This window comes from Zoogloea sp. LCSB751, from assembly GCF_002028455.1.
Taxonomy (GTDB): domain Bacteria; phylum Pseudomonadota; class Gammaproteobacteria; order Burkholderiales; family Rhodocyclaceae; genus Zoogloea.
Map to the genome: position 1 here is coordinate 239,745 of NZ_MWUM01000007.1, position 24,420 is coordinate 264,164.

The 24,420-nt window shown below is 67.1% G+C and carries 24 protein-coding genes; 11 read left to right on the forward strand and 13 right to left on the reverse strand.

Annotation, left to right across the window (positions count from 1 at the left end; translation table 11 throughout):
* Positions 1–32: 32 nt before the first annotated feature.
* Together B4920_RS10830 and B4920_RS10835 are read left to right on the forward strand one after the other, a co-directional pair.
* A complete protein-coding gene (locus B4920_RS10830; protein ID WP_079434679.1) occupies positions 33–443 on the forward strand; it encodes an OsmC family protein in 411 nt (136 codons plus the stop codon).
* Between the two features lie 20 nt (positions 444–463).
* The gene (locus tag B4920_RS10835) at positions 464–1,342 is read left to right on the forward strand and encodes a pirin family protein (RefSeq protein ID WP_079434680.1); all 879 of its coding nucleotides are present in this window, start codon (positions 464–466) and stop codon (positions 1,340–1,342) included.
* Here the strand turns inward: B4920_RS10835 and B4920_RS10840 are convergent.
* Positions 1,336–2,277, reverse strand: a complete 942-nt coding sequence (locus B4920_RS10840; protein ID WP_079434681.1) for a VTT domain-containing protein — start codon at positions 2,275–2,277, stop codon at positions 1,336–1,338. The genes B4920_RS10835 and B4920_RS10840 overlap by 7 nt on opposite strands.
* A 157-nt stretch (positions 2,278–2,434) precedes the next feature.
* Here B4920_RS10840 and B4920_RS30835 point away from each other — a divergent pair, with 157 nt between their 5' ends.
* The 4 genes from B4920_RS30835 to B4920_RS10860 all read left to right on the forward strand — a co-directional run bounded on the left by B4920_RS30835 (position 2,435) and on the right by B4920_RS10860 (position 6,608).
* Positions 2,435–3,235 carry a DnaJ domain-containing protein gene (locus B4920_RS30835; RefSeq protein ID WP_079434682.1) on the forward strand — a complete coding sequence of 267 codons (801 nt, stop codon included), beginning with the start codon at positions 2,435–2,437 and terminating at the stop codon, positions 3,233–3,235.
* 58 nt (positions 3,236–3,293) lie between these two features.
* A complete protein-coding gene (dbpA, locus tag B4920_RS10850; protein ID WP_079434683.1) occupies positions 3,294–4,760 on the forward strand; it encodes an ATP-dependent RNA helicase DbpA in 1,467 nt (488 codons plus the stop codon).
* 117 nt (positions 4,761–4,877) lie between these two features.
* Positions 4,878–5,543: a 5,6-dimethylbenzimidazole synthase gene (gene bluB, locus B4920_RS10855; protein WP_079434684.1), complete on the forward strand. Its 666-nt coding sequence runs from the start codon at positions 4,878–4,880 to the stop codon at positions 5,541–5,543.
* A gap of 156 nt (positions 5,544–5,699) precedes the next feature.
* Positions 5,700–6,608, forward strand: a complete 909-nt coding sequence (locus B4920_RS10860; RefSeq protein ID WP_079434685.1) for a recombination-associated protein RdgC — start codon at positions 5,700–5,702, stop codon at positions 6,606–6,608.
* A 57-nt stretch (positions 6,609–6,665) separates the two neighbouring features.
* On the opposite strand, the gene B4920_RS10865 is transcribed toward B4920_RS10860, so the two are convergent.
* Complete coding sequence (locus B4920_RS10865) at positions 6,666–7,166, reverse strand: heme-binding protein (RefSeq protein WP_161493281.1); 501 nt, start codon at positions 7,164–7,166, stop codon at positions 6,666–6,668.
* Positions 7,167–7,520: 354 nt separating this feature from the next.
* On the opposite strand from B4920_RS10865, the gene B4920_RS10870 reads away from it, so the two are divergent.
* Complete coding sequence (locus B4920_RS10870) at positions 7,521–9,206, forward strand: arylsulfatase (protein WP_079434687.1); 1,686 nt, start codon at positions 7,521–7,523, stop codon at positions 9,204–9,206.
* Between the two features lie 18 nt (positions 9,207–9,224).
* On the opposite strand, the gene B4920_RS10875 is transcribed toward B4920_RS10870, so the two are convergent.
* The 5 genes from B4920_RS10875 to fabI form a co-directional block, all read right to left on the reverse strand.
* Positions 9,225–10,271, reverse strand: coding sequence for a cyanophycinase (locus tag B4920_RS10875; RefSeq protein ID WP_161493282.1), 1,047 nt, complete (start codon positions 10,269–10,271; stop codon positions 9,225–9,227).
* An 82-nt stretch (positions 10,272–10,353) separates the two neighbouring features.
* A complete protein-coding gene (locus tag B4920_RS10880; protein ID WP_079434689.1) occupies positions 10,354–10,926 on the reverse strand; it encodes a DUF4337 domain-containing protein in 573 nt (190 codons plus the stop codon).
* A 76-nt stretch (positions 10,927–11,002) separates the two neighbouring features.
* Positions 11,003–12,643: a methyl-accepting chemotaxis protein gene (locus tag B4920_RS10885; RefSeq protein ID WP_079434690.1), complete on the reverse strand. Its 1,641-nt coding sequence runs from the start codon at positions 12,641–12,643 to the stop codon at positions 11,003–11,005.
* 207 nt (positions 12,644–12,850) lie between these two features.
* On the reverse strand, positions 12,851–13,444 hold the full coding sequence (locus B4920_RS10890; protein WP_079434691.1) for a hypothetical protein: 594 nt from the start codon (positions 13,442–13,444) through the stop codon (positions 12,851–12,853).
* A 16-nt stretch (positions 13,445–13,460) separates the two neighbouring features.
* A complete protein-coding gene (gene fabI / locus B4920_RS10895) occupies positions 13,461–14,240 on the reverse strand; it encodes an enoyl-ACP reductase FabI (protein ID WP_079434692.1) in 780 nt (259 codons plus the stop codon).
* Positions 14,241–14,421: 181 nt separating this feature from the next.
* Here fabI and B4920_RS10900 point away from each other — a divergent pair, with 181 nt between their 5' ends.
* Positions 14,422–14,898: an HAD domain-containing protein gene (locus tag B4920_RS10900; protein WP_079434693.1), complete on the forward strand. Its 477-nt coding sequence runs from the start codon at positions 14,422–14,424 to the stop codon at positions 14,896–14,898.
* Positions 14,899–14,910: 12 nt separating this feature from the next.
* Here B4920_RS10900 and B4920_RS10905 read toward each other — a convergent pair whose 3' ends face one another.
* The 3 genes from B4920_RS10905 to B4920_RS10915 form a co-directional block, all read right to left on the reverse strand.
* Positions 14,911–15,891 carry a serine/threonine protein kinase gene (locus B4920_RS10905; RefSeq protein ID WP_079434694.1) on the reverse strand — a complete coding sequence of 327 codons (981 nt, stop codon included), beginning with the start codon at positions 15,889–15,891 and terminating at the stop codon, positions 14,911–14,913.
* A complete protein-coding gene (locus B4920_RS10910; RefSeq protein ID WP_079434695.1) occupies positions 15,888–16,649 on the reverse strand; it encodes a TerC family protein in 762 nt (253 codons plus the stop codon). Before B4920_RS10910 ends, B4920_RS10905 begins: the two co-directional genes overlap by 4 nt.
* Positions 16,650–16,766: 117 nt before the next feature.
* Positions 16,767–18,041: an NnrS family protein gene (locus tag B4920_RS10915; RefSeq protein ID WP_079434696.1), complete on the reverse strand. Its 1,275-nt coding sequence runs from the start codon at positions 18,039–18,041 to the stop codon at positions 16,767–16,769.
* 92 nt (positions 18,042–18,133) lie between these two features.
* Between B4920_RS10915 and B4920_RS10920 the strand changes: the two genes are divergently transcribed.
* Complete coding sequence (locus B4920_RS10920; RefSeq protein WP_079434697.1) at positions 18,134–18,829, forward strand: Crp/Fnr family transcriptional regulator; 696 nt, start codon at positions 18,134–18,136, stop codon at positions 18,827–18,829.
* A 16-nt stretch (positions 18,830–18,845) separates the two neighbouring features.
* Here the strand turns inward: B4920_RS10920 and B4920_RS10925 are convergent, their stop codons facing one another.
* The gene (locus B4920_RS10925) at positions 18,846–19,082 is read right to left on the reverse strand and encodes a DUF2249 domain-containing protein (protein ID WP_079434698.1); all 237 of its coding nucleotides are present in this window, start codon (positions 19,080–19,082) and stop codon (positions 18,846–18,848) included.
* 169 nt (positions 19,083–19,251) lie between these two features.
* Here B4920_RS10925 and B4920_RS10930 point away from each other — a divergent pair, with 169 nt between their 5' ends.
* Positions 19,252–19,611 (forward strand): hypothetical protein, encoded by a 360-nt coding sequence (locus B4920_RS10930; protein ID WP_139379491.1) that lies wholly within the window; start codon positions 19,252–19,254, stop codon positions 19,609–19,611.
* A gap of 18 nt (positions 19,612–19,629) precedes the next feature.
* Here the strand turns inward: B4920_RS10930 and B4920_RS10935 are convergent, their stop codons facing one another.
* Together B4920_RS10935 and nirJ are read right to left on the reverse strand one after the other, a co-directional pair.
* A complete protein-coding gene (locus tag B4920_RS10935) occupies positions 19,630–21,189 on the reverse strand; it encodes a nitrite reductase (protein ID WP_079434700.1) in 1,560 nt (519 codons plus the stop codon).
* A 27-nt stretch (positions 21,190–21,216) separates the two neighbouring features.
* Positions 21,217–22,410, reverse strand: coding sequence for a heme d1 biosynthesis radical SAM protein NirJ (nirJ, locus tag B4920_RS10940; RefSeq protein ID WP_079434701.1), 1,194 nt, complete (start codon positions 22,408–22,410; stop codon positions 21,217–21,219).
* Between the two features lie 224 nt (positions 22,411–22,634).
* On the opposite strand from nirJ, the gene B4920_RS10945 reads away from it, so the two are divergent.
* Positions 22,635–24,284: an ATP-binding domain-containing protein gene (locus tag B4920_RS10945; RefSeq protein ID WP_079434702.1), complete on the forward strand. Its 1,650-nt coding sequence runs from the start codon at positions 22,635–22,637 to the stop codon at positions 24,282–24,284.
* Positions 24,285–24,420: the final 136 nt, after the last annotated feature.

Sequence of the window (24,420 nt, forward strand, 5' to 3'; positions counted from 1 at the left end):
CCGGCAGCTTGCCGTCATTCCTTGGAGGAATCATGTCCGGAACACCCCGCGTCGAAGCCGTCCTGCAGGACACGCCCTACCTTGTGCAGTTGTCCGATGATCTGGGCCACGTGTGGTCCGCCGACGAGCCCGTCGAAGTGGGCGGCGGTAATGCCGGCCCGTCGCCGGAGCGCCTGATTCTCGGCAGCCTCGGCACCTGCACGGCGATCACCCTCAAGATGGTGGCGACACGCCGCCAGTGGCCGCTGACCGGCGTACGGGTGGAGTTGCGCCTCAACCCGGCGGGCAAGCCGGAGGCCGGCAACGACATCGAGCGCCTGATCCATCTGGGCGGCGAACTCAGCGACGAGCAGCGCGCCCAGTTGCTGAAGATCGCCAACGCCTGCCCGATGCACAAGCTGCTCACCGGCGAGGTGCGCATCCATACCGAACTGAGCGCCTGAACGGGCGGAGGGACAGGACCATGACGATCCAGCGCATCGAGGCCCGCTCCGCTGATCTGGGCGAGGGACTGACGATCCGGCGCGCCGTGCCGACCCGTGAGCGGCGCATGGTGGGCGCCTGGTGTTTCCTCGACCACATCGGGCCGCGGGACTTCGAGACCGGCCACGGCATGCACGTTGGCGCCCATCCGCACATCGGCCTGCAGACCTTCACGTGGATGATCGAGGGCGAGGTGCTGCACCGGGACAGTCTCGGCCACGAGCAGGTGATCCGCCCCGGCCAGGTCAATCTGATGACCGCCGGGCGCGGCATCGTGCATACCGAGGATTCCCTGCCCGGCGAGACGCGTCTGCACGCCGCGCAGTTGTGGATTGCACTGCCGTTTGAAGAACGGGAGCGTGAGCCGGCCTTCGAGCACTATCCCGACCTGCCGCGCTGGGATGCCGACGGTTGCACGTTCACGCTGCTGGCTGGGTGCCATGGCGGTCACGTGGCGCCGGCGCGCCTGTATTCGCCGCTGGTCGGGCTGGATGTGAGCAGCGCGGCGGGCGGCCGTGTCGGCCTGGCGCTGGAACCCGGCTTTGAATACGCAGTGCTGCCGCTTGAGGGCCATATCGACATCGATGGCAAGCGTTTCGGGATCGGCGAATTGGCCTATCTCGGTGACGGGCAGGCGCGTTTCGATGCGCAGCTGTCGGCGGGCGGGCGCATCCTGCTGCTCGGCGGTGCGCCCTTCGGCGAGCCGGTGCTGATGTGGTGGAACTTCGTCGGTTTCAGCAAGGAGGAGATTGCCGCTGCCCAGCACGAGTGGGAGGCCGGCGATGCTCGCTTCGGACCGGTGGCAGGGCCCGGCGAGCGGCGCCTGGTTGCGCCGCCGCTGCCCTGGCCGGGTTACTGAGGGTCCGCTGGCTCCGCCTGGCCGGTGGCGGCCAGCCAGGCTTCGTAGCCGCCCTGTAGCGGCCGCACCGACAGGTAGCCGTCTTTCAGCAGGCGGCGCGCCGCCTGGATCGCGCCGGCATCCTCGGGGCAGGCGCAGAGTGTGACGATGGGGCGATTCTTCGGCCAGTCGCCGACCGCCTCGTGCAGGCGGTCGTGTTCCGCGAGGCGCGTGCCGGGGATCGGGCCGGTGGCGGCGATCATCGTCGCGCCGCGCAGGTCGAGCACCAGCGGCCGGTCGGCGGATTCCAACGCCGCCAGCAGTTCGGTCGGCGTGATGTGGGCGATCGCGCATTGCTGGCGGAAACGGTATTTCTGCCACAGCTTCCAGCCCAGCCAGGCGCCGGCCAGCAGGCCGGCTACCACCAGCGCGCGGCCCATGTGTTCGTCCAGCGCGACGATGGCGGCCTGCACCGCCTCCTTCAGCACCCAGCCTGCCCCCAGTGCCGCGCCGGCCCACAGCGCGGCGCCGGCCGCCGCGGCGAGCAGGAAGCCGCCGAGGCTCATGCGCAGCGCGCCGGCGATCGGCGGCGCCACCGTCGAGAAACCGGGGATGAACTTGGCCACCACCAGCGACGACAGGCCCCAGCGGATGAAGCGGGCTTCGGTCTGGCTGACGCAGGACGCCGGGTTGATCGACAATTTGCACAGCCCGGCCAGCACCCGGTAGCCGAACAGCTTGCCGGCGCCGTACCAGGCCCAGTCGGCCACGACCGAGGCCAGCACCGCCACCGCCAGCAGCTTGCCGAGCCCGTCGGGCCCGGCGGCGAGGCTGCCGGCCAGCAGCAGGGTCGGCACCGCCGGCACCGGGACGCCCATCTGCTGCAGCAGCACATTGACGAACACCACGCTGAGGGCGTCCTGGCGGAGGGTGTGGCTGAGCTGGGCGAGTTCCATCGGTGGCGCGGATCGGTGGGCGGATGGCCGATTATCGGCCGCGGCGGGATTTTTTGCCGTGTCCGTGACGATCTGCGTCACGCCGAGATGCCGCTGGAGATCCGTATAATTCCCCTGTCTTTCGGCCCTTAGCCGAGTTTTTGCCCGACGGATTGCCATGACAGCCAGGACCACGCTCTACGACCTGCTCGGGCTGGCGCCCACCGCCAGCGAAGCCGACATTCAGGCGGCGCACTTGCGCCTGACCCGCCACTATCAGTCGGGCAATCACGGCCTGCCGCCGGCCGACGTGGACAACAAGCTCAAGGCGATCCGCGAAGCGGTGTGGATTCTGGCCGATCCGGGGCGGCGGGCGGCTTACGACGCGGGGCTGGCCCGCTCCCGGCCGGCTGTGGCGGAGGCGGTCGTCGAGCCGCTGCTGGTCAGGGATCCGCTGCCGCTGCAGGTGGAGATCAAGGCCGCCAAGCGCTCGCCGCTGCGCATCATGCTGGGTGTGATCGGTACGCTGATGATCATCGGCATGTTGATCCAGATCTTCTTCTCGGTCTTTGCCTTCCGCCGGGTGGCCAGCGGTGACGGGGCTGCGGAGGCGCAGCAGAAGGTCATCGCAGCGGAGCGGCGCCAGATGTATGGCGATATGTCGGAGCAGGAAATCGCCGAGCAGGAGGCCGCCGAGCGCCGCCAGCGCGCGGAGTCGGTCCGCCGCCAGGAGGAACAGCGCGCGGAATACGCCCGCAAGGAGGAGGAGCGCCAGCGCGAGCACGCCCTGCAGGAGCGCAGCTATTACGCCGACCGGGTGTCGGCTGAGCTGCAGCAGGCCGAGGAGGCCGCCCGCCGCAAGGCCGAGTACGAGCAGCGCCAGAAGGAAGAGCAGCAGCGGCGTGCCGAGGCGGAAGAGCAAAACCGTTTGCAGGAACGGCTGGCACGGGAACGGGCACGCCTGCACCTGAACAACTGAGTACGGGGCATTGGCCTGCTTGGCGAGCAGCAGGCGGGGCTTTCCGGGATAATCCGGCATGAGCTCGATTCTTCCCCCGCCGCCGGACGCCGATTCCGCCGCTGACCCCGCGGCGACTTTCGTCCCGCCTCCCGTCGCCGCCGTATCGGCGCCCTTCGACCAGCTGCCCCTGCCGGCCGCGGTGATCGCCAACCTGGCGCGCCTCGGTTACCACACGATGACGCCGATCCAGGCCGCCGCGCTGCCGGTGGCCCTGGCCGGCGACGACCTGATCGCCCAGGCCAAGACCGGCAGTGGCAAGACCGCGGCTTTCGCGTTGCCGCTGCTGAACCGCCTCGACGCGCGCAGCTTCGCCGTGCAGGCCCTGGTGCTGTGCCCGACCCGCGAGCTGGCCGAGCAGGTCGCCCAGGAAGTCCGTCGCCTGGCCCGCGCCGAAGAGAACATCAAGGTCCTCAGCCTGTGCGGCGGCAGCCCGATCCGGCCGCAGGCCGACAGCCTGGCCCACGGCGCGCATATCGTCGTCGGCACGCCGGGCCGCCTGATGGACCACCTGTCCCGCGGCAGCCTCAAGCTCGATGCGCTGCGCGCGCTGGTTCTCGATGAGGCCGACCGCATGCTCGACATGGGCTTCTTCGACGACATCGCCTACGTGGCCAAGGCTTGCCCGAAGGACCGCCAGACCCTGCTGTTCTCGGCCACCTACCCGGAGGGCGTGGTGCGCCTGGCCCGCCAGTTCATGCGCCAGCCGCGGGAGATCGCCCTGGCCGAGCAGCACGAGGCCGACAAGATCCGCCAGCGCTTCTATGAGGTGACGCGGGAGCAGCGCCTGGCCGCCGTCGGCCTGCTGCTGCGCCATTACCGCCCGGAGAGCACGCTGGCCTTCTGCAACACCAAGCAGCAGTGCCGCGACCTGGTGGACGTGCTGCACGCCGAGGGCATCCATGCGCTGGCGCTGCACGGCGACCTCGACCAGCGCGAGCGCGACCAGGTGCTGGTGCGCTTCGCCAACCGCAGCTGCTCGGTGCTGGTGGGCACCGATGTGGCCGCCCGCGGCCTCGACATCGCCGGCCTGGAAGCGGTGATCAACGTCGATGTGACGCCCGACCCGGAGGTGCACGTGCACCGCGTCGGCCGCACCGGCCGTGCCGAGCGCGACGGCTGGGCGCTGAGCCTGGTCGGCCCGACGGAGAAGAACCGCGTCGGCAACATCGCCCGCAGCCAGGGCTTCGAGCCGCAGTGGGAATCCATCGCCGAGCTGCAGGCCGAGAATGCCGCGCCGCTGCTGCCGCCGATGGCCACGCTGCAGATCCTCGGCGGGCGCAAGGACAAGATCCGCCCCGGCGATGTGCTCGGTGCGCTGACCGGCGAGGCCGGCTTTGCCGCCGAACAGATCGGCAAGATCAACGTGACCGAGCAATCCACGTATGTGGCCGTGCGGCGCAACATCGTCCGCCAGGCTCTCAAGCGCCTCGCCGATGGCAAGCTGAAGGGCAAGAAGGTCCGCGTCCGCCTGCTCGACGAGTAAACTCGGGGCCATGCCGTGGGGCGGCTCGCATGGAGCCGCTGCCCTAAGCTGTGGGGGCGAATTCATTCGCCACCACAAAAAGAGCCCCAACCCCTCACCGATAAAACCGTACCCATCATGGCCGATTCCCATCGTTTCCCGGATGCCGAGGTCGCGGCGATCTACCGCGTGATCGCCGAGCGGCGCGACATGCGTCACTTCCGCCCCGACCCGGTCGATCCCGAGATCCTGGCGCGGCTGCTGTGGGCGGCCCATCACGCCCCCAGCGTCGGCTACATGCAGCCCTGGCGCTTCATCCGCATCACCGACCGGGGCCTGCGCGAGCGCATGCACGTGCTGGTCGAGAAGGAGCGCCGCAACACCGCCCGCGCTCTTGGCGAGCGGGAAGAGGATTTCATGCGCCTCAAGGTGGAGGGCCTGCTCGAGGCCGGTGAGGTGATCGTCGTGGCGCTGGCCGACGGCCGCGAGAAGCACGTCTTCGGCCGCCGTACGCTGCCCGAGATGGACCTCGCCTCGGTGGCCTGTGCGATCCAGAACATGTGGCTGGCGGCCCGCGCCGAAGGCATCGGCCTCGGCTGGGTGTCGATCTTCGACCCGGTGGACCTGGCCACGCTGCTCGACATGCCGGCCGGCGCGCGCCCGGTCGCGATCCTGTGCATCGGCCATGTGGACGAGTTCTATCCCAGGCCGATGCTGGAGATTCATCAGTGGGCCGAACGCATGCCGCTGGAAACGGTGGTCTTCGAGAACGGCTGGGAAAGCACTCCGGCCGACGCCTCCTGACGGGTAGCCCCGTTGGGGCGAATTCATTCGCCCGCGAACTTCGATCGAGCCGTCATGGGCGAATGAATTCGCCCCAACGTTCGGTACGGGGTCGGGCCTTCCGCCGCCATGGCGGCTACAATGCCGCCTCTTCTCCATCAGCACGGATGTATCCCCATGTGGTTCCGCAATCTCCAGATCTACCGTCTTCCTGAAAACTGGGGCCTGACTGCCGAAGCCCTCGCCGAGAAGCTCGCCGCGCGGCCCTTCCAGCCCTGTGGCAGCCAGGACATGGCGACCCGCGGCTGGAGTTCGCCGACCAAGGACGACCGCTTCGTGCTGGCGGTCGGCGGCCATTTCCTGATTTCTCTCGCCGTCGAGCAGAAGCTGCTGCCTTCGTCGGTGGTTAACGAGGTAGCGGCCGACAAGGCCGAGATGATCGAGGCCCAGCAGGGCTACAAGCCCGGTCGCAAGCAGATGAAGGAAATCAAGGAGGCGGTGCTGCAGGAACTGCTGCCGCGCGCCTTCACGCGCCGCCGCAAGGTGTTCAGCTGGATCGACCCGGTGGGCGGCTGGCTGGTCATCGACGCCGCCAGCCAGGCCCGCGCCGAGGAAGTCCTCGAGGCCCTGCGCGACACGCTGGACGAGCTGCCGGTGAAGATGGTCAAGACCCAGCTGTCGCCGGTGTCGGTGATGACCGACTGGCTGGCCGCCAATGAGGCGTCGGGTGCTTTCAGCATCGACCTGGACTGCGAACTGCGTGCGGTGACCGACGAGAAGGCCGCGGTGCGCTATGTGCGCCACGCGCTGGACGGCAAGGACGTGCAGGACCACCTGGCCGCTGGCAAGCTGCCGACGCGGCTGGCGCTGACCTTCGACGACCGCATCTCCTTCATGCTCACCGAGAAGATGGAGATCAAGCGCCTGGCCTTCCTCGACATCATCAAGGAAGAGGCCGAGCGCCAGGCCGACGCCACCGACATGCAGATCGAAGCCGACTTCGCGTTGATGAGCGGCGAGCTGTCGCGCCTGATCCCGGCTGTGCTGGAAGCCCTCGGCGGTGAAGTGAAGGATGCGGTGATCTGAGCACCGCAGGGGAGGCCGGCCCCGGCTTCCCCTTCAGACGGCCCGGCCAGGCAGGCGTCAGCGGGCGGCCAAACCGCCGGCGATGCGGTCGATGCCGGCCTGGGCGCAGGCGGCATCCTTGTCACCACCCGGCGCGCCGGAAATGCCGATGGCGCCGACCAGGTCCTGGCCGGCCAGGATCGGCAGAGCGCCTTCCAGCGTGGTGACGTTTTCCAGCTGCAGGATGCCGGCGGCGTTCGGCGTACCGGCGATGCGCTTGCCGAATTCCCCCGACGTGGTCTTGAAGGTCAGGCTGGTGTAGGCCTTGCGCAGGCTGTTCTCGATGGTGTGCGGCCCGGCGCCATCGTCGTGCAGGACGACCTTGGTACGGCCGAGGCGGTCGAGCACCGTGACGGTGACGGCATAACCGCCCTTCCGGCAGGTCTCCAGTGCTACCGAGGCGGCTTCGTGGGCCGCTGCATAGGACAGGTTGCGCACATTGACGACGGCCTGGGCCTGGGCCAGCAGCGGCGTGGCCAGGCCGAGGGCGGCCACGGAAATCAGGGTCTTCAGTTTCATCGGATCGTTTTTCATTCGTTGATGGGGCGCGTGTTGCGCTGCGGCAGGCCCGCAAGAAGCGTTCCCCGTCGCGGCCGTCGCCGCGCGTCGCGTGGCGCAACTCGGCGTTTGCACGCGCCGCTGCGGATCGGGTGCGGTCCGTCGCCGCCGGTGGGAACCTTCGGGCCGCCCCGCTTCTGCTGTCACCGCCACAGCCGGCTGCTGCCGGGCCAGCAGCGCTGCTTCGTGCCGCACACGGCATGGCATGTGCGCAAAGCTATCCACGATTTGTTCGTTCCCAGCCTTCCGTTTCGCCGCTAACTTGCCCGGCGTCAGGCGCTGAGCTCAGCGCCGCCCCTGTGGAGACGTAGCGCGATGGCTGTAAAGATCGATTTTCCCCGGATGACGGCGCTGGCCCTGCTGTGCTGCGGCCTCGGTTCTGTACTGGCGGCCGGGCCGGCGGAGACGGGCGGTGCGGCGCGCCGGCCGAACATCCTGCTGATCCTGGCCGACGACCTGGGCTATTCGGATATTCGCCCCTACGGTGGCGAGATCGACACCCCCAACCTGGACGAGCTGGCGCGCGACGGCGTGCGCCTCACCAATTTCCACGTCGCGCCGACCTGCTCGCCGACCCGCGCGGCGCTGCTGTCCGGCACCGATCACCACCTCGCCGGACTGGGCACGATGGCCGAGCTGATCCAGCCCAATCAGAAGGGCCAGCCGGGCTACGAGGGTTATCTGAACGACGATGCACTGTCCTTTCCGGCGCTGCTGCGCGACGCCGGCTACCACACCTACCTGGCCGGCAAGTGGCACCTGGGCCTGGACGGAAAGCACCGTCCGCAGGCGCGCGGTTTCGAGGAATCCTTTGCGCTGCTGCAGGGCGGTGGCAACCACTTCCCGACGCCGGCCGGCTGGAATGCCGGCACCTACGTGGAGCAGGACCGCGAGGTGAAGCTGCCGGCGGACTACTTCTCGTCCAACACCTTCACCGACAAGCTGATCGCCTTCATCGACAAGCACCGCGCCGACGGCCAGCCGTTCTTTGCCTACGCGGCCTACACCGCGCCCCACTGGCCGCTGCAGGCGCCGCCGGAGGCCATCGCCAAGTACAAGGGGCGCTACGACGGCGGCTACGCGGCGATCCGCGCCGAGCGCCTGGAGCGCCAGCGCCGCCTCGGCCTCGTCGAGGCCGGAAAGTCGGTACATCAGCCGCTGCCGGCGACGGCCACTCTACCCGACTGGTCCAGCCTGAACCCCGAGCAGCGGGCCCTGGAGGCGCGCCGCATGGAGACTTACGCGGCACTGGTGGACAACCTGGATGCCAACATCGGGCGCCTGATCCAGTACCTGAAGGACACCGGTCAGTATGAGAACACGGCGGTTTTCTTCCTCTCCGACAACGGCGCGGAAGGCCACGTGGTGCCCGAGTTCACGCCGTCCGGGGCGAACAACCGGCTGGACAACATCGGCAAGGCGGATTCCTATGTGTATTACGGGGCCCGCTGGGCCGAGGTGGGGGCAACGCCGTTCCGTTACTCGAAGGGTTTCACCACCGAAGGCGGCGTGATCTCTCCGGCCATTGCCCGACTGCCCGGTGTGAGCGCTGCGGAAGGGGGCAACCGGAAGGCGCTGGCGACGGTCCGCGACCTGGCGCCGACCTTCCTGCAACTGGCCGGCGTGGCCGACCCCGGCAGCCGCTACAAGGGGCGCAGTGTGCACCCGATCACCGGGCGCTCGCTGCTGCCCTACCTGCAGGGCCAGGTCGCCAGCCCCCATCCGCAGGACTATGTGCTCGGCGAGGAATTGTTCGGTAACCGCTCGATCCGTCAGGGGGACTGGAAGATCGTGTGGTCGGAGAAACCGGTGGGCAGCGGCAAGTGGGAATTGTTCGATCTGGCCGCCGATCCCGGCGAAACCACCGACCTGGCCGCCAGCCAGCCGGCCCGGCTGGCGGAGCTGGTGGCCCTGTGGGACGGCTATGTGAAGGACAACCGGCTGGTCTTGCCGGAAGGGCGCAACATTTACCTGCAGCGCCCTTTCAGCATTGGCAACTGAGTTGGCCGCCGGGCGAGTTCAGTAGATCGCTCCGCCCGGCTGGGTCGAGTACAGCAGGCCGCCCTCGGCAGACAGGTTGTAGTTGGTGGTGGCGCCGCCGTAGCCGCGCCAGTTCAGCAGGTCGAAGCGGCCGCTGCCGGACAGGCGCTGCACGCCGACGTTGCGGTAGGTGAGCGGCGTGCCGGGCTGGCAGACTTGCGGCAGGCCGTTGGTTTGCAGGAAATACACCGAGCCGGTGCCGAGCCGGGTGGCCGAGGTGCCGGCCACCGCGAGGGCCGTTTCCACGTCCACGCCGATGCCGCGGGTCATGCCCGACCAGCCGTCCTGCACGATGCGCGCCAGGAAGCCGACCAGCCGGCCCATGCGGTCGCGGGTGTCCAGATGGGCGTCGGTGATCACGAAGTCCAGGCCTGGCGCGGTGATGAAGCCACGGTCGATGGTCATCCGCTTGTTGTAGGGGTTGCTGAGCGCGTCGTCGGAATAGACGGTGCCGTTGAGGGCCGCGAAGTCGAACTGGCCGAGCACCGCCAGGCCGGCACTGGTCCCGCCGATCGGCACCCTGCGGGCGATCAGGCCGTTGATGGCCTGCTCGACGCCGGTGCCCTTCCAGAAATTGATGTAGTCGGCCTGGTCGCCACCGGCAATGAACAAGGCCTCGGCCTTGCTGATGCGGTCGATTACGAAGGGATCGTTGGCGGCACCCCGCGACGGGATGATCAGCGTCTCCACCGAATCCACGCCGCCCATCGCATAGATGTAGGGGTTGTAGGCGTCGGTGCCGGTGGCGCGGATCACCACGAAGTCGCCGCCGCCGGCGCGGGCGATCATCCACTGGAAGGCCGCGTCCACGTCCGGGCCGCCGCCCATCAGCAGCGCGGACGGCTCGCGGGGTGGCTGGCTGGAGCTGGCGTCGGCCGGGTTGCCGACCACGTAATATTGGTAGGGTTTGTCGGCGTGCGCCGGGCTCAGAACGGCGAGGCCGACAATGACGGCGAAGGCCTCGGCTAGGCGGCGCCAGGGCCGCCATGCACTGCCTTGTTCGATGGAACGCGAACGGTGTTGCATGGTGTGGCCCTCCTGACGTTGGACCCGCTCCATGCTCCGTAGCTGTACTCAGACTGTCAAGGCATTCTGACCATTTTGGGTTTCAAAGGTGGAGCAGGGCCACCGCAGCGATCGCGCAGCCAGCGCCGGCCACCCCGAGGGAGGCCCATTCCATCCATTTCTTGCGGGTCAGCAGGGTGATTGCCGCCAGCGAGATGGCGACCTGCATGGCGGTCATCGCCTGGGCCCAGCGGTGGTGCTCGTGCATGGAGTGCTCGCTGGCTTCCTCGGCCTCGGTGGCGGAGGCTTCGAGCTTCTCGGCCTTGCTCTTGATGTCTTCCTTCTCGCGCTTGTAGCGCTCGATTTCCGACTGGTAGCGGGTCTGGGCTTCACCGCTGGTCAGCGCAAAGGCCAATTCGGCGATGTTCTGCTTGGAGCTCTTGGCCTGGTAGTAGCCCCACTGGTTGGAAGCTTCCGTCTTGCGGATGGCGGCCTCGTTCTTGTGCATCAGCGCGTCGTTCTGGGTGGCGCCGCCGGCATAGCTGAACAGTGCGCCGAGGGTGGCCAGGACCGCCGTCATCGCCGCGATGCGCGAGGCGAAGCCGTCGCCGCCGTGGCTGGCGTGCTCGACCGCGTGGTCGTGGGGGCCGTGGACATGGAAATGATCGCCGGACATGCAGGTTCTCCGTGTTGAGGGTGTGCGGGGCTGTGCCCCGTCAAAGCGCTGCGGATTTTAGGCCAAGCGGCGCCGTTTAGCGTGCCGATGCAAGGGCTGGTCCACCGATGCGGAAACGCTCGACGATACGTGCCATGTGCTGGGAGATGTCGCGGATCGAGTCGGCGGCCTGCTTGGTGTGCAGCGCGGCGTGGTTGGCGTCGCCGAGGAGGTTGTCGATCATGCCGACCTGGCCGACGATCTCGTTGCTGGACGACTGGCCGATGGCCACCAGGCGGGTGATTTCGTTCACCACGTCGATGACCTTGCCGGTGGAGTCTTCGATGCGTTCCACGGCATTACCGGCGGTTTGGGCCAGCACGGTGCTCTCCTGCATCTCGCCGATAACCTTCTGCATCAGCTCGGTGGAGTCGTGGGAGGTCTCGCGGATCTCGGAGATGTGCTGGTTGATCAGCTCGGTGGAGCCGGCGGCGCGTTCGGCCAGCTTGCGCACCTCGTCGGCGACCACCGCGAAGCCGCGCCCCGACTCGCCGGCGCGTGCTGCCTCGATGGCTGCGTTGAGGGCCAGCAGATTGGTCTGGTCGGCGATCTGGCGGATCTCGGAGACGACGGTCTCGACCTTTGCCACCGACGCGGCCAGGTCGAAGACCCGTCCCGAGGCGTTGTCGATGCTGGCGGCGAGCTGTTCGATGCGGCCGGCGGCGTTGCGGATCACCGCGCTGTTCTCGGTGGCGCGGGCGCTGGAGTCGTTGCTGATCTCGCCGGCCTGGCGGGTTTCCCGGTCGATGTCGACGATATGGGCCTGGATGGCCTGCACCGCCGAGTGGATGGCCTGGGACGACTGGGTGCCGTTGGACGCCAGGCGGGCGATGGCGGCGGCCGACTGGTGCATCTCGATGGAGGCCACCTCGTTGCGGCGGATCACCTCGACCATCTCGCCGAGGCTGGCCTGCAGGGTGTCGATCAGGCTGTTGAAGGCACGCACCGACTGGCCGATCTCGTCGTCGCGCACCACCGGCACGCGCTGCGTGAAGTCCAGCGAGGTGGCGATGGAGGCCATCGTGGTTTCCATTGCGCGCAGCGGCTTGATGATGTTGCCGTGCAGGCGGAACACCAGGCCGACCAGGACGACCAGCGTCAGGCCGGTGGTGATCGAGAGGATCCATTCGGTCTGCACGAAGCCTTCTTCCACGGCGGCCACCGAGCGGTCCTTGGTGCGGCGCTTCTCGACGCGCAGGGTTTCGAGGATCTGCTGCAGTTCCTGCTGGTATTGCGCCACGTTGGCGTACAGGCTGGCTTCGGCGATGGCGCGCTGGCCGGCTACGGCCTGTTCGATGGTCTCGTCCATGGCTGCTTCGTATTGGGCGAGGCTTTCTTCCGCCTGGAGGAGCATCGCTTGTTCGGTGTCGGAGTGGGCGAGTGGTGCCTGCTCCTTGAGGGCTTCGTGCAGGCCCTGGCGTTGGGCCAGCAGTTTTTCCTTGGCACCGGCGGCCACGTCGGCGCTGGGCGCGTAGACGATCTCAGTGAGGATGATCTGTACCTGCTTGAGCTGGGCGCCCAGGTCGGAGGCGGCCAGTGCGCCGGGAATAGCATCGTCGGTGAGGCTGCGTACCAGTCGCGTGTTGTGGTGGAACATCAGCAGGCCGGCCGTGCCGGCGGCCAGCAACAGCGTGGTGGTGATGGTGATGAGGATGATCAGGTAGCGTCGAATGCTCATAGGGAGGACTTCATGTCGGCCTGGCAGGGCGATGCGGGTTTGAGCGTTTTCTTGTGCGTTGCACCAGAAAACCCGCACATTTATCGACAGACGTCTTGCTGAATCAAATGAATGTTTTGTGACAGTAACAAAGGCGCGTGCGGCCCAGCTTTGTAAAAATGCTTTTCGTATTTGCGCCTGGAATAAGGGCTGGAGTGCCCCGTCCTGTCAGGGCAGGAAGACCGGGTCGGAGAAGACCAGGGTGCCGTCGGCGCGCATCATCAGGTTGTGGGGGTTGAGGATGTCCGGCTGGACCGGGTACTCCTCGATGAAGTCGGACAGCGCGGCGATGGCCTGCACGATGCTCCCCGGCAGGCCTGGCGGTGGTTCCTGGGCGATGTGGTAGAGCGCCAGGCGGCCGCGGTTGACGCCCAGATTGGCCCATTTCTCGCAGCCCTGCCAGTAGGCTTCGGAGAGGATGTGCGCGACGGCTTCGGCCGGGCCGCTGATCGGCTCCAGGCGTTCGATTTCCAGCAGACGGAAGGAGTAGCCGTTGCTGGCTTTGCCTACCACGCCGTGGTCGCGGTACAGGCGCGGGAAGTGAATGCCGGTGGGACGGTCGTCGGCAGCCAGGTAGTAGTAGTCGGCGGGGGAGCTGACGACTTTGTAGACCCGCTCGCCGTCGCCGGCATCGAGGACGATGGACGACTCGCCGCGCCCAAGCTCGGGGCGGCCGTCGAGCAGCGGATGGACCGGCACCGGGTCGGCGATGCGGGCGGCGATGATGTCGCCCGCGGCGTCCCCGGCGTCCGGTTCCGTCATCACGGAGCGAGTGGGATTACCCGATGATGTTGTAGCCGGCATCCACGAAGTGTACGCCACCGGAGAGGTTGCGGCCCGCGTCGGAGACCAGGAAGGCGGTCAGTGCGCCGATGTCTTCCGGCGTGACCAGGCGGTGCAGCGGGGAGCGATCCACCGCGGCGGCCATCAGGCCGTCAAAGCCGGCGATGCCGGAGGCGGCGCGGGTCATCAGCGGGCCCGGGGAGATGGCGTTGACGCGGATGTTCTTGGAGCCCAGCTCGAAGGCCATGTAGCGGGTGGCGGCTTCCAGCGCGGCCTTGCACAGGCCCATCATGCCGTAGTTGGCGATGACCTTCTCGCTGCCCAGGTAGGTCATGGTGATCAGCGAGCCGCCGCCGGCCTTTTCGAGCAGAGGCTCGGCCTTGCGGGCCAGACGCACGAAGGAGTGGGTGGATACGTCCATGGCCAGGGCGAAGCCGTCGGCAGAGGTGTCCACCACGCGGCCGTGCAGATCGTCGCGCTTGGCGAAGGCCATCGAGTGGATCGCGAAGTCGAGCTTGCCGTACTTGGCGTCGATCTGCGCGAACACGTCGTCGACGATCTCCGGCTTGGTCACGTCGAGCAGCATCACGTCCTCGACGCCCAGACGGCTGACGATGGGCTCGATGAAAGCCAGGGTCTTCTCGTTCTGGTAGGTGATGATGACCTTGGCGCCCGCGTCGATGCAGGCCTCGGCGACCCCGGTGGAGATGGATTTTTCGTTGGCGATGCCGGTGATCAGGCCAACCTTGCCTTCGAGGTTGATGATGGGTTTCATAGAGGGGCTCCGTAGGGATAAGAAAATTTACCGCACTGCAACAATCGCTGACTTTAGAATAGTCTAGCGTGTCTGTTACACGGGTTTTTTACATTAACGTTTAGTTTCCGGCTTTCTCGAATGCCATTGTTGCGATGCATCAACTCCTGATCGAAAACTTGCCGGTTCGGCGGCCGTGGCGATGAGTCCGGTTTACGTCTTCCTCGACTTCGACGGCGTCACCCATCCCTGGGGCGAGGTGGAGGATTTCCGTTGCCTGCCGGAGCTGGAGGCGGTGCTGCGCGACTACCCGGAGACACGGGTCGTCATCGCATCCGACTGGCGCACGCTGTTCTCGCTGCCCAAGCTGGTGGCGCGTTTTTCGGAGGATATCCGGCCGCGGGTCATCGACACCACGCCGACGATCTTTCCGCGCAAGCCCGACGAGCTGTACGGCCTGCGCGAGCGGGAGGCGCACCAGTGGCTGGCCCGCAAAGGCGGCGACGCCCAATGGCTGGCCATCGATGACGCCCCCGGCAACTGGCCGACCCGCGCGCGGCTGGTGCTCACCGATTTCAAGCGCGGTTTCACCGATGAGGACGCCGGCCGCATGCGGCGCATGCTCGACGCCTTCCGTTCCGGTGAGTTCAAGGCGCCCGAAGCGGCGGCGCCGGCCTGACTGCTTTCCCGCTCAGAACTGCCGCAGCAGCGGCGATTCGTCCATCAGTGCGACCTGCTCCCGCAGTGCCAGGATCTGGTCCTGCCAGTAGCGCGGCGTATCGAACCAGCTGAAGGCGGCCGGGAAGGCCGGGTCGTCCCAGCGCTTGGCAATCCAGCCGGCGTAGTGGATCAGGCGCAGGGTGCGCAGGGCTTCCACCAGGTTGAGGCTGCGCGGTTCGAAATCGGCGAACTGCTCGTAGCCTTCGAGGACCGCGTCGAGCTGGCGTGCCATTGCCGGTGCGTCGCCGGACAGCAGCATCCACAGGTCCTGGATCGCCGGGCCGTTGCGGGCATCGTCGAAATCCACGAAATGCGGGCCGGTGTCGGTCCACAGCACGTTGCCGCTGTGCACGTCGCCGTGCAGGCGGATCTGGGGCAGTTCGCCGGCTCGCTCGAAGCAGCGGCGCACGCTGGCCAGGGCCTGGTCCACCACCGACAGCCAGGTGTCGCGCAGTTCCGGCGGCAGGAAGGGCGAGGCCAGCAGTGCGTCGCGCGGTTCCTCGCCGAAGCTGCGGATGTCCAGTGTCGGCCGGTGGGTGAAGGGCTGGCGGGCGCCGATGGCGTGGATGCGCCCGAGGAAGCGCCCCAGCCAGGTGAGTACTTCCGGGTCGTCCAGCTCCGGCGCGCGGCCGCCGCGGCGCGGGAACAGGGCCAGGCGGAAGCCGTCGGTATGGTGCAGCGTGCGCCCGCCGATCTCCAGCGCCGGCACGGCGGGGATCTCTGCCTCGGCCAGCTCGGCCAGGAAGGCGTGTTCCTCGAGGATGGCCTCGTCGCTCCAGCGCGCCGGGCGGTAGAACTTGGCGACCACCGGCGCGGTGTCCTCGATGCCGACCTGGTAGACGCGGTTCTCGTAGCTGTTGAGGGTCAGCAGCCGGCCGTCGCAGAAGAGACCGGTGGCTTCCACTGCCGACAGCACGAAATCGGGAGTCAGCGGCCCGAAGGGGGCCGTCACTGTTTTTCCTCCCGCGCATAGGCGGCGTGCAGCTTGACCGGTTCCGCCTTGGCGGCCTGGCGGCTGCGCATGCGCAGGTTGAGGGTTTCGACCAGCACCGAGAAGGCCATCGCCGAGTAGATGTAGCCCTTCGGCACGTGGTGGCCGAAGGCGTCGGCGATCAGCACCACGCCGATCACCAGCAGGAAGGACAGGGCCAGCATCTTGACGGTGGGGTGGCGCGACACGAAGTCGCCGATCGGGCCGGAGGCAAGCATCATCAGGCCCACCGAGGCGACCACGGCGGCGATCATCACCTGAAGGTTATTGACCATGCCGATGGCGGTGATGATGGAGTCCAGCGAGAACACGATGTCGATCAGGATGATCTGCACCAGCACCGCGGCAAAGGTGGCCTGCACGGCGCTGGAGGCTTCGCCTTCCTCGCCTTCCATCAGCTGGTGCACTTCCTGGGTGCTCTTCCAGACCAGGAACAGGCCGCCGGCCAGCAGGATCAGGTCGCGGCCGGAGAAGCCGTGCTCCAGCACCGTGACGAGGGGCTCGGTCAGCCCGGCCAGCCACGACAGCAGCATCAGCAGGCCGATCCGCATGAACATGGCCAGGAACAGCCCCAGCCGGCGGGCGGTGCCGCGCTGGGCGGGCGGCAGCTTGTCCACCAGGATGGAGATGAAGATCACGTTGTCGATGCCCAGCACCAGTTCCAGCGCGGTGAGGGTGAAGAAGGCGATCAGCAGTTGCGGGTCGGTCAGGAATTCCATGTCGATAGCGCGGTTGTTTCGGGAAACGCGGGCGGCATGTCAGCCGCCCGCGTCCGCGCATGGTCGCATGAAAACGGTGCACTTTGCCGCCTCGCAGCAAAGCCGTGAGGGCTCGGCTCAGCCCGGCTTGCCGTCGGCGCGCCGGCTCAGGTAGATCGGCACCAGGCGGACGACCCACGGGGTGAACACGACCAGCCAGCCGACGGCGGCGACCGCTGGCAGTACCGTCTGGGCGCCGGGCAGCACGTCGGCCAGCACGCGCACGGCGGCGACGGCATGGAGGCCGAGGGCCAGCCGCCAGGTCAGTTCGTCGGCCACCAGCGGGCGCCCGGAGTGGCCGAGGGTGACGCGCGACACCATCGCCAGCGTCATCGTCGCGAAGAAGCCGACCGCCATCGCATGCAGCGGCGCCAGGCCGAGGAGGGTGACGCTGAAGGCCTGCCCCAGGCCTTGCAGGCCAGCCAGCAGCCAGGCGATGCCCAGCCACAGGAAGCCGATGTGCAGCATGGCCAGCAGGCGCACCGCGAAGCTGCGCCGGAACTGCCATTTCCAGCTCAGCCACAGGGCCGTGCCGGCGGCGGCCAGGTCGGCTGGCCAGGCCCAGGCTTCGTACCCGGCCATGGCCAGCAGGCCGTGGACCAGGCTGGCGCCGACCAGTACCTGCAGTGCCCAGTCCGGGCGGACGAGCTCGTATTTGGGCAGCGCCGAGGACGAGAAGAAGGGAATCATGCGGTGGCTGACCACCATGAACAGCGGGGCGAGCAGCCACCAGACGCCGATGGACACGCCGATGCGGGCCGCCAGCGGGGCGCCGCCGGCCGCGAAAGCCAGCCAGGCGACGAGGCCGAGTGCGCCGGCGGCGAGGGCGAACCAGGTCGTGCCGGCGTGCTTGCGCTGGGCTTCCGGCTTGAAGGCCACTGGCCACAGTGCCCGCAGGATCAGCAGCCAGCCGGCCAGCACCAGCGCCAGCCCGCCAATCCTCAACACCGGCGTGGCGATGAACAGGCCCGCATCGAAGCCCAGCCAGCCGGCCGCCAGCAGCAGCCACGGCAGGCGCGCCACCGCACCGGGCGTATCGGGCATGCCCTGCCAGCGCGGCATGGCGGTCAGCAGGAAGCCGAACACGAAGAACGGGAAGATGCCGTAGGCGGCCCACAGGCCGTGTACCCAGGCCGGCGGCCATGGCCAGACGGGGGCCGGCAGCAAGCCGTTGCGGGCCAGTAGTTCCCACGCCCACGGTGCGAAGGCCAGCAGGGTTTGCACCGCGCCGGCCAGGAACATCGACCGGTGCGGGGCGGCGAAGAGGACCGTAGCGCCCGAAGCGGGTGGCTCGGCGGCGGGTTGAGGCGCTGCACCCGTGGGGCGCGCCTGCAGTGAGATGGGCTTATCCATAAAGGGGTAAGGACTCCGTACAGAGGTTTCGGGGTGGGCGGAGAAGGTTAGAATCCGTAACCGGCATTTCGCCCGATACGAGAATCTGCGCCATGTCCACCGACAAGATCGATATTCCTGGCCTGTTGAGCCGCATGCCCCTGTTCAGCGCCCTGGCGCCGGAGGATCTGGCCCATCTGGCTGCCGCGACGCGGGAGAAGCGTTTGCAGAAGGGCGACCGCCTGTTCCAGCGCGGCGACCTGCCGAAGGGTTTCTTCCTGGTCGTGTGGGGTCAGATCAAGCTGGCCTTCACGTCCGCCCAGGGCAACGAGAAGGTCGTCGAGATCCTCGGGCCGCTGCAGAGCTTCGGCGAGGCCGTGATGTTCCTTGACCAGCCCTATCCGGTGCTGGGTGAGGCGCTGGCCGACACGCTGGTGCTGCACATCGGTGCGTCGGCGGTCTTCGACCAGATCGAGCAGGACCCGCGCTTTGCGCGCAAGCTGCTGGCCGGCATGTCGATCCGCCTCCACACCATGGTGCGGGACGTGGAGTCCTATGCGCTGCGTTCCTCCACCCAGCGGGTCATCGGTTATCTGCTGCAATTGGCCGAAAGCGCGCCGTGTGCGCCAAAGGACGGCACGCACAGCGTTGAGCTGCCGACCAGCAAGCAGGTGATCGCGTCGCGCCTGAGCCTCACGCCGGAAACCCTGTCGCGAATCTTCCACGAGTTGTCCGATGCCGGCCTGATCTCGGTACAGGGCAAGCACATCGTGATCCACGACGCCGCCCGCCTGGCTGAACACGATTGAAGCCGCTCCCCGCCGCTCAGGGGGTGGCGTGGCGGATGTGGATCGCGAATTCGCCATCGCTGTTCATCTCGGTGCGATGGGTGTAGCCGTTGCGCCGCAGGATGTCGTACAGCGGCGTCGGCTCCCGGTAGATCAGCAGAATCACCTCGCCGTCCGGCGGCAGGGTGTCGAGGGCTTCTAGGGTCAGGTTCAGCGGCTCCGGTGGCATCAGGCCGCGGGCATCGACGATGACGGGGGCGGACGAATCGGTCATGGGGCTCTCTCGGGGGCGGGCGTAACAGCCCGGGTCGCAACAGATTGGCCCCTGCGGGCCACATGGGCCTTGACCGCGCTCAAGCGGAGAAACGGACGCGTGGCGGACCGCACAGGTGGTGGAGTGCCCAAAATGGTACATTCCGGGCCTTGTGCAGCGAGGTCCGACGATGAGGGAAGGGAGCGTAGTAACCGCTGCGGTGTTGCTGACCGGGGCTGCAGCCTACTGGTCTACGCACGGCGGTGTGGACGCCTGGCGGGAGGCCGAGCCTCGTGAGGAGATTCCGGTGGTGACGGTGGAGCCGGCGCGGAGTGTCGCAACACCGGAGCCCGCGGCACCGATTACCGGGAGCCCCGATGTTCCGGAAAATCTGGACGCTGCCGGCAAGGCGGCGGTGTGTGCCGAACTGCTGGAGGTTATCCGTGGCGCAGAGACCGCGTTGCGGGATCCCCGTTCCAAGGCTGCCATCGAACAATTGACCGCACAGCGACAGGCTCACCAGGCCAAACGCGTGGCGTTGGGTTGCTGAGGTCTGGCTTGGCTCAGCCTAGTGGCTGGTGCCCTCGGAGCGCTGGATCTTGTTGAACAGGTTGTACTTGCCGATAGGCTTCGATGCCGGCAGGCGCTTGATCTCCTTGAAAGTCTTGGCGTCGAGGAAGATCAGCGCACCGTCCTTCTCCATCAGGCTGGCGATCACGTAGCGGCCGTTGCGGTCGAATTCCACGTGGGCGAAGGTCTTGCCCGGTTCGGGGCGGACTTGTGCGACGACTTGCAGGCTCTGCTTGTCGATGACTTGCAGGGTGTCCCGGGCGGTCGGGCTCATCATCGAGTCCACCCACGCGTAGGGGCTGTTTTCATGGCTGCGCAGGAAGAAGCCGGGGCCCAGCGTTGGGATGGTGGCGACGGTCTGCCAGTTCTGCATGTCGATGACGCTGACCCGCGCGTCCTTCAGGTTGGTGCTGGCCACGACGCGATGGCCGTCCCGTAGCCAGGAAATGCCGGAACCCAGGTGCGGCATGCCGGGCAGGTCCAGGTTGCTGATCGGCCGACGTACATCGAGGTTGACCACCTTGCCGTGCCCGTCCCGGCTGGCGCCGACCACGTTGGTGTAGTCCTGGGTGAAGAAGAAGTCGTCGAGGGGTTCTTCGAGCAGCGTGCGGCGCGGGTTGAGGTAGCCGGGCGTGGAAATTGCTTCGCCCATCTTGTAGTCGTGCACGTAGCCGTCGTGGAAGGGCTTGGCGGCCGGGTCGTAGGAGATTTCCCAGATCTCTGGCAGGTCCTTCAGGCCGACCACGAAGCTCTTCCGCGGCGCGGCGTCGTATACCGCCGAAATGCGCGAAGCGGCGTCGCCCTTCTGGTTGCGGCCGTCGATGAGCTTGAGCAGCTTGAGGTCGGCGTCGAAGATGGCCAGGTTGCCGGGCAGGTAGTTGGCCACCGCCACGTAGCGCCCGTCGCTGGAGACGGCGGCGTTGCGGGTGTTGAGGCCGGCACGCACCTCGGCGACGACCTTGAGGTTCCAGATGTCGAACTTGCTGACCCAGCCGTCGCGGGACGCGAAGAACACGTAGCGCCCATCTGGCGTGAACTTGGGGCCGCCGTGCAGCGCGTAGCGGGACGGGAAGCGGAAGATGCGCTCCATGCGATCGCCGTCGAGCACGCTGACGTGGTGGTCGCCGGCCTCGACGACGATGAACAGGTTCATTGGATCGGCCTTCGCCACGTCACCCTGGCGGGTGTCTGGTAGGTTGCCGGGCGGATAGGGTTCGACGCGCGAGGCGCGGATGTCGGCCGCGCTCCAGGTCGGCGCTGGGCTGACCGGCGAGTAGATCCAGTCGGTGAGGGCGTCGATCTCGGCGGCGGACAGCACCGCTGAGAAGGGCGGCATCTGCGTCGCGGTGCGGCCGTCACGGATCGTCGCGACGGCGTCCTTGCGCTTGAGGCGCTCGAGGCTGTCCGGCAACAGGGCCGGCCCCATCGCGCCCAGCCGGCCGGTGCCGTGGCAGCTGGCGCAGTGCTGGGCGAAGAGCTCCGGTGTGCCGGCCTGGGCCGGCAAGGCAGTGAAGGCCAGCGCGGCGAGGGCGATGGTGGGGATGAGGCGCTTGATCATGGTGCTGCGGTCCCTTGTGAGGAGTGCTTAGGCCACGGACTGCAGCCGGACCCACGGCTTCACTTCCAGGCGTTCGCCGTCGGCGACGCCGATTTCGGCGTTGTCGAGGTAGCAGCCGGGGTCTTCCTGCCATGGGTCGCCGGTCAGTTGCTGGGCCCGCACGCGGGTGTTGCCGTTGCAGATCGACAGGTAGCGGCAGTCGGCGCAGCGTCCCTTGACTGGCCGCGGCGACTGTTTGAGGCCGGCTAGCAGCGGGTCGGACAGATCGGTCCAGATGTCGCCGAACTTGCGCTCGCGGACATTGCCGAGGGTGTGGTGCCACCACATGGTGTCCGGGTGGACGTTGCCCAGGTTGTCGATGTTGGCCACATTGACGCCGCTGGAGTTGCCACCCCATTGCCGCAGCTTGGCCTCCACGTGGGCCGCGTGCTGCGGGAAGCGCCGTTGCACCCAGTGCAGGAAGAAGGGGCCGTCGGCGTCGTTGTTGCCGGTGGTGAAGTCTTTGTCGAGGCCGCGCCGCTCGCAGTCCCAGGCCGTGTCGAAGAGCAGGTCCATGGCCTTGCGGGTGAGGATGTGGTGGGCGTCGTCGGCGCGGTTCTTGTTGCCGCGCCCGGCGTAGTTGAGGTGTGAGAAGTAGAAGCGGTCGATGCCTTCGTCCTCCACCAGCTGCAGCACCGCGGGCAGATCGGTGGCGTTGTCCTGGGTCATCGTGAAGCGCACGCCGATTTTCACGCCGAGTTCGCGGCACAGGCGCAGGCCGGCCAGCGAACGCTCGAAGGCACCGTCGAGGCGACGGAACTTGTCGTGGGTCGCGCGGATGCCGTCCAGGCTGACGCCGACGTAGTCGAAGTCCACGGCGGCGATCGCATCGATATTGTCTTTGTCGATCAGTGTGCCATTGGATGACAGGCCGACGTAGAAGCCCATCGCCTTGGCGCGCCCGGCGATCTCGAAGATGTCGGGCCGCAGCAGGGGTTCGCCGCCGGAGAGGATCAGCACCGGCACGCGGAAGGCCTTTAGGTCGTCCATCACGCGGAAGACCTCCTGCGTGTCGAGTTCGCCGGCGAAGTCCTTGTCGGCGGAAATCGAGTAGCAGTGCTTGCAGGTCAGATTGCAGCGGCGAATCAGGTTCCAGATGACCACCGGCCCCGGTGGCGAGCGGCGCGGGCCGAGGGGCGTGGGGGTAGTGATTTCGCGGATATAGCTCGAAATGCGGAACATGGCCTCACCTTCCGAAGGGTTTTGGGCATTGTCCCCGTGGGGAGGGGCCCCCGGCCTTGATGGGTATCAACCGGGCATCTGCAGTAGCGTCGTATCTGCGTAGACCGTGGCCTCCATATATATAGCAGCGTCCGCAGCGCCAGGTGGCATGACAATCGGTGGGCCGGGCTGACAGAATGGCCGGGTTGCGATCCGGACCGGATCCGATCACGAGAATCCCCTACATGGCTGTCATTCATCCCGAAGGCTGGCGCGAGTTGAAGGCCAGCGGCGCCGCCCAGCGCGAAATCGAAACCCTGGCGATTCTTGCCGCGGAGTTGGACGACACTTACACCGTTTATCACGGCGTGCACTGGACGCGGGTCCAGCAGGGTAATTACGCCATCGTCGGCGAGATCGATTTCGCGATCGTCGGGCCGACCGGCAAGCTGCTGCTGATCGAGCAGAAATCCGGTTTCCTGGCCGAGACGCCGGAAGGCCTGGTGAAACGCTACGCCCAGAAGGACAAGAGCGTGCCGCTGCAGCTCGCACGGACCGTCGATGCGCTGACCCAGCGTCTGAGGGCGATCTGCGGGATCGAGTCACCGCAGGTCGATGCGCTGCTGTTCTGCCCGGATTACACCGTGAAGCAGCCCGGCACCGCGGGCATCGACCCGGCACGCATCATCGATGCGGGCAAGAGAGAGTACCTGGCCCATACCGTGCGCTCCATCCTGCCGGCGCGGGGTGAGTCGGTCCTCTATAAGGACAAGTTGCATCGCTTCCTTGGTGACGTGCTGCAACTGGTGCCGGAAGTGCATGCGGTCGTCGGCGAGGCGAATGCATTGTATACGCGGCTGGCCGGAGGCCTGGCGGAGTGGGCGCGGCGCATCGAGTGTGAGCCCTTCCGCCTGCGCGTGATCGGCACTGCCGGCTCGGGCAAGACTCAGCTGGCGATGGCGGTCTATCGGGATACGCTCGCCGCCGGGCGCAAGCCGCTTTACGTTTGTTACAACCGGCCGCTGGCCGACCACATCGCGCTCATCGCTCCGCCGGGTGGTCAGGTCCTCACTTATCATCAATTGGCTGATCGTATCTGTCGGGCGGCTGGTGACGTGCCGGATTTCAGCCGTGAAGGCGCCTTCGCCCGGCTGGAAGGCTTTCTGGACAAGCATGTTCCGGATGAGGCAGATCGTTTCGACGAGATCATCATCGACGAAGGGCAGGACTTCCATACCCGCTGGGCCGACAACCTGCTGCGCTTCCTGCGCCCTGGCGGGCGGGCCTGGTGGCTGGAGGATCCGATGCAGAATCTCTACGGCCTGCCACAGGTTCAGCTGCCGGGCTGGGTGACGCTACGTTCCGATATCAATTACCGCAGCCCGAAGGACATCCTCGCGTCGCTTAATCTATTGTTTCCGCTGGAACACCCGGTCGAGGCTGGCAGTCCGTTGAGCGGATCGGAGATCGATATCCTGACTTACACGACGCCGGACGAACTGGTGGCGCGCTCAATCAGCGCAGTCACCCGTGCCATCGGCTTGGGCTTCAAGCGTTCGCACATTGCATTGATCAGCTATCGCGGGCGTGAGCATTCGGCGCTGACGCCATTCACGAGACTCGGTCCCTATTTGCTGAAGGCTCCTACGGGGCGTTATGACCTGCTGGGCAATCCGATCCTGACCGAGGGCGACATCCTCACGGACTCCGTATTGCGCTTCAAGGGGCGCGCCGCGCCCTGTGTGATCCTGACTGAGGTGGACTTTGAGGCGCTCGATGACAAAGCTGCACGGAGGCTGTTTGTGGGTGCTACCCGGGCGACGATGAAGCTGACGCTGGTGGTATCAGAGTGGGTCGCTGCGATTCTTCAGGCGAGATTGGGCTCCGCAGATTGATGAGGCGGCTTCTAATGGCAAATCACCTGAAGACGTGGCCGGGAATTATTTTCTGCATAGTGTTGACGGGTTCTGATAATTCTTTATAATGCGCAGCTCTTTCGCTGCAGCGCGTTACGAAGTAAGCGCTACGGGG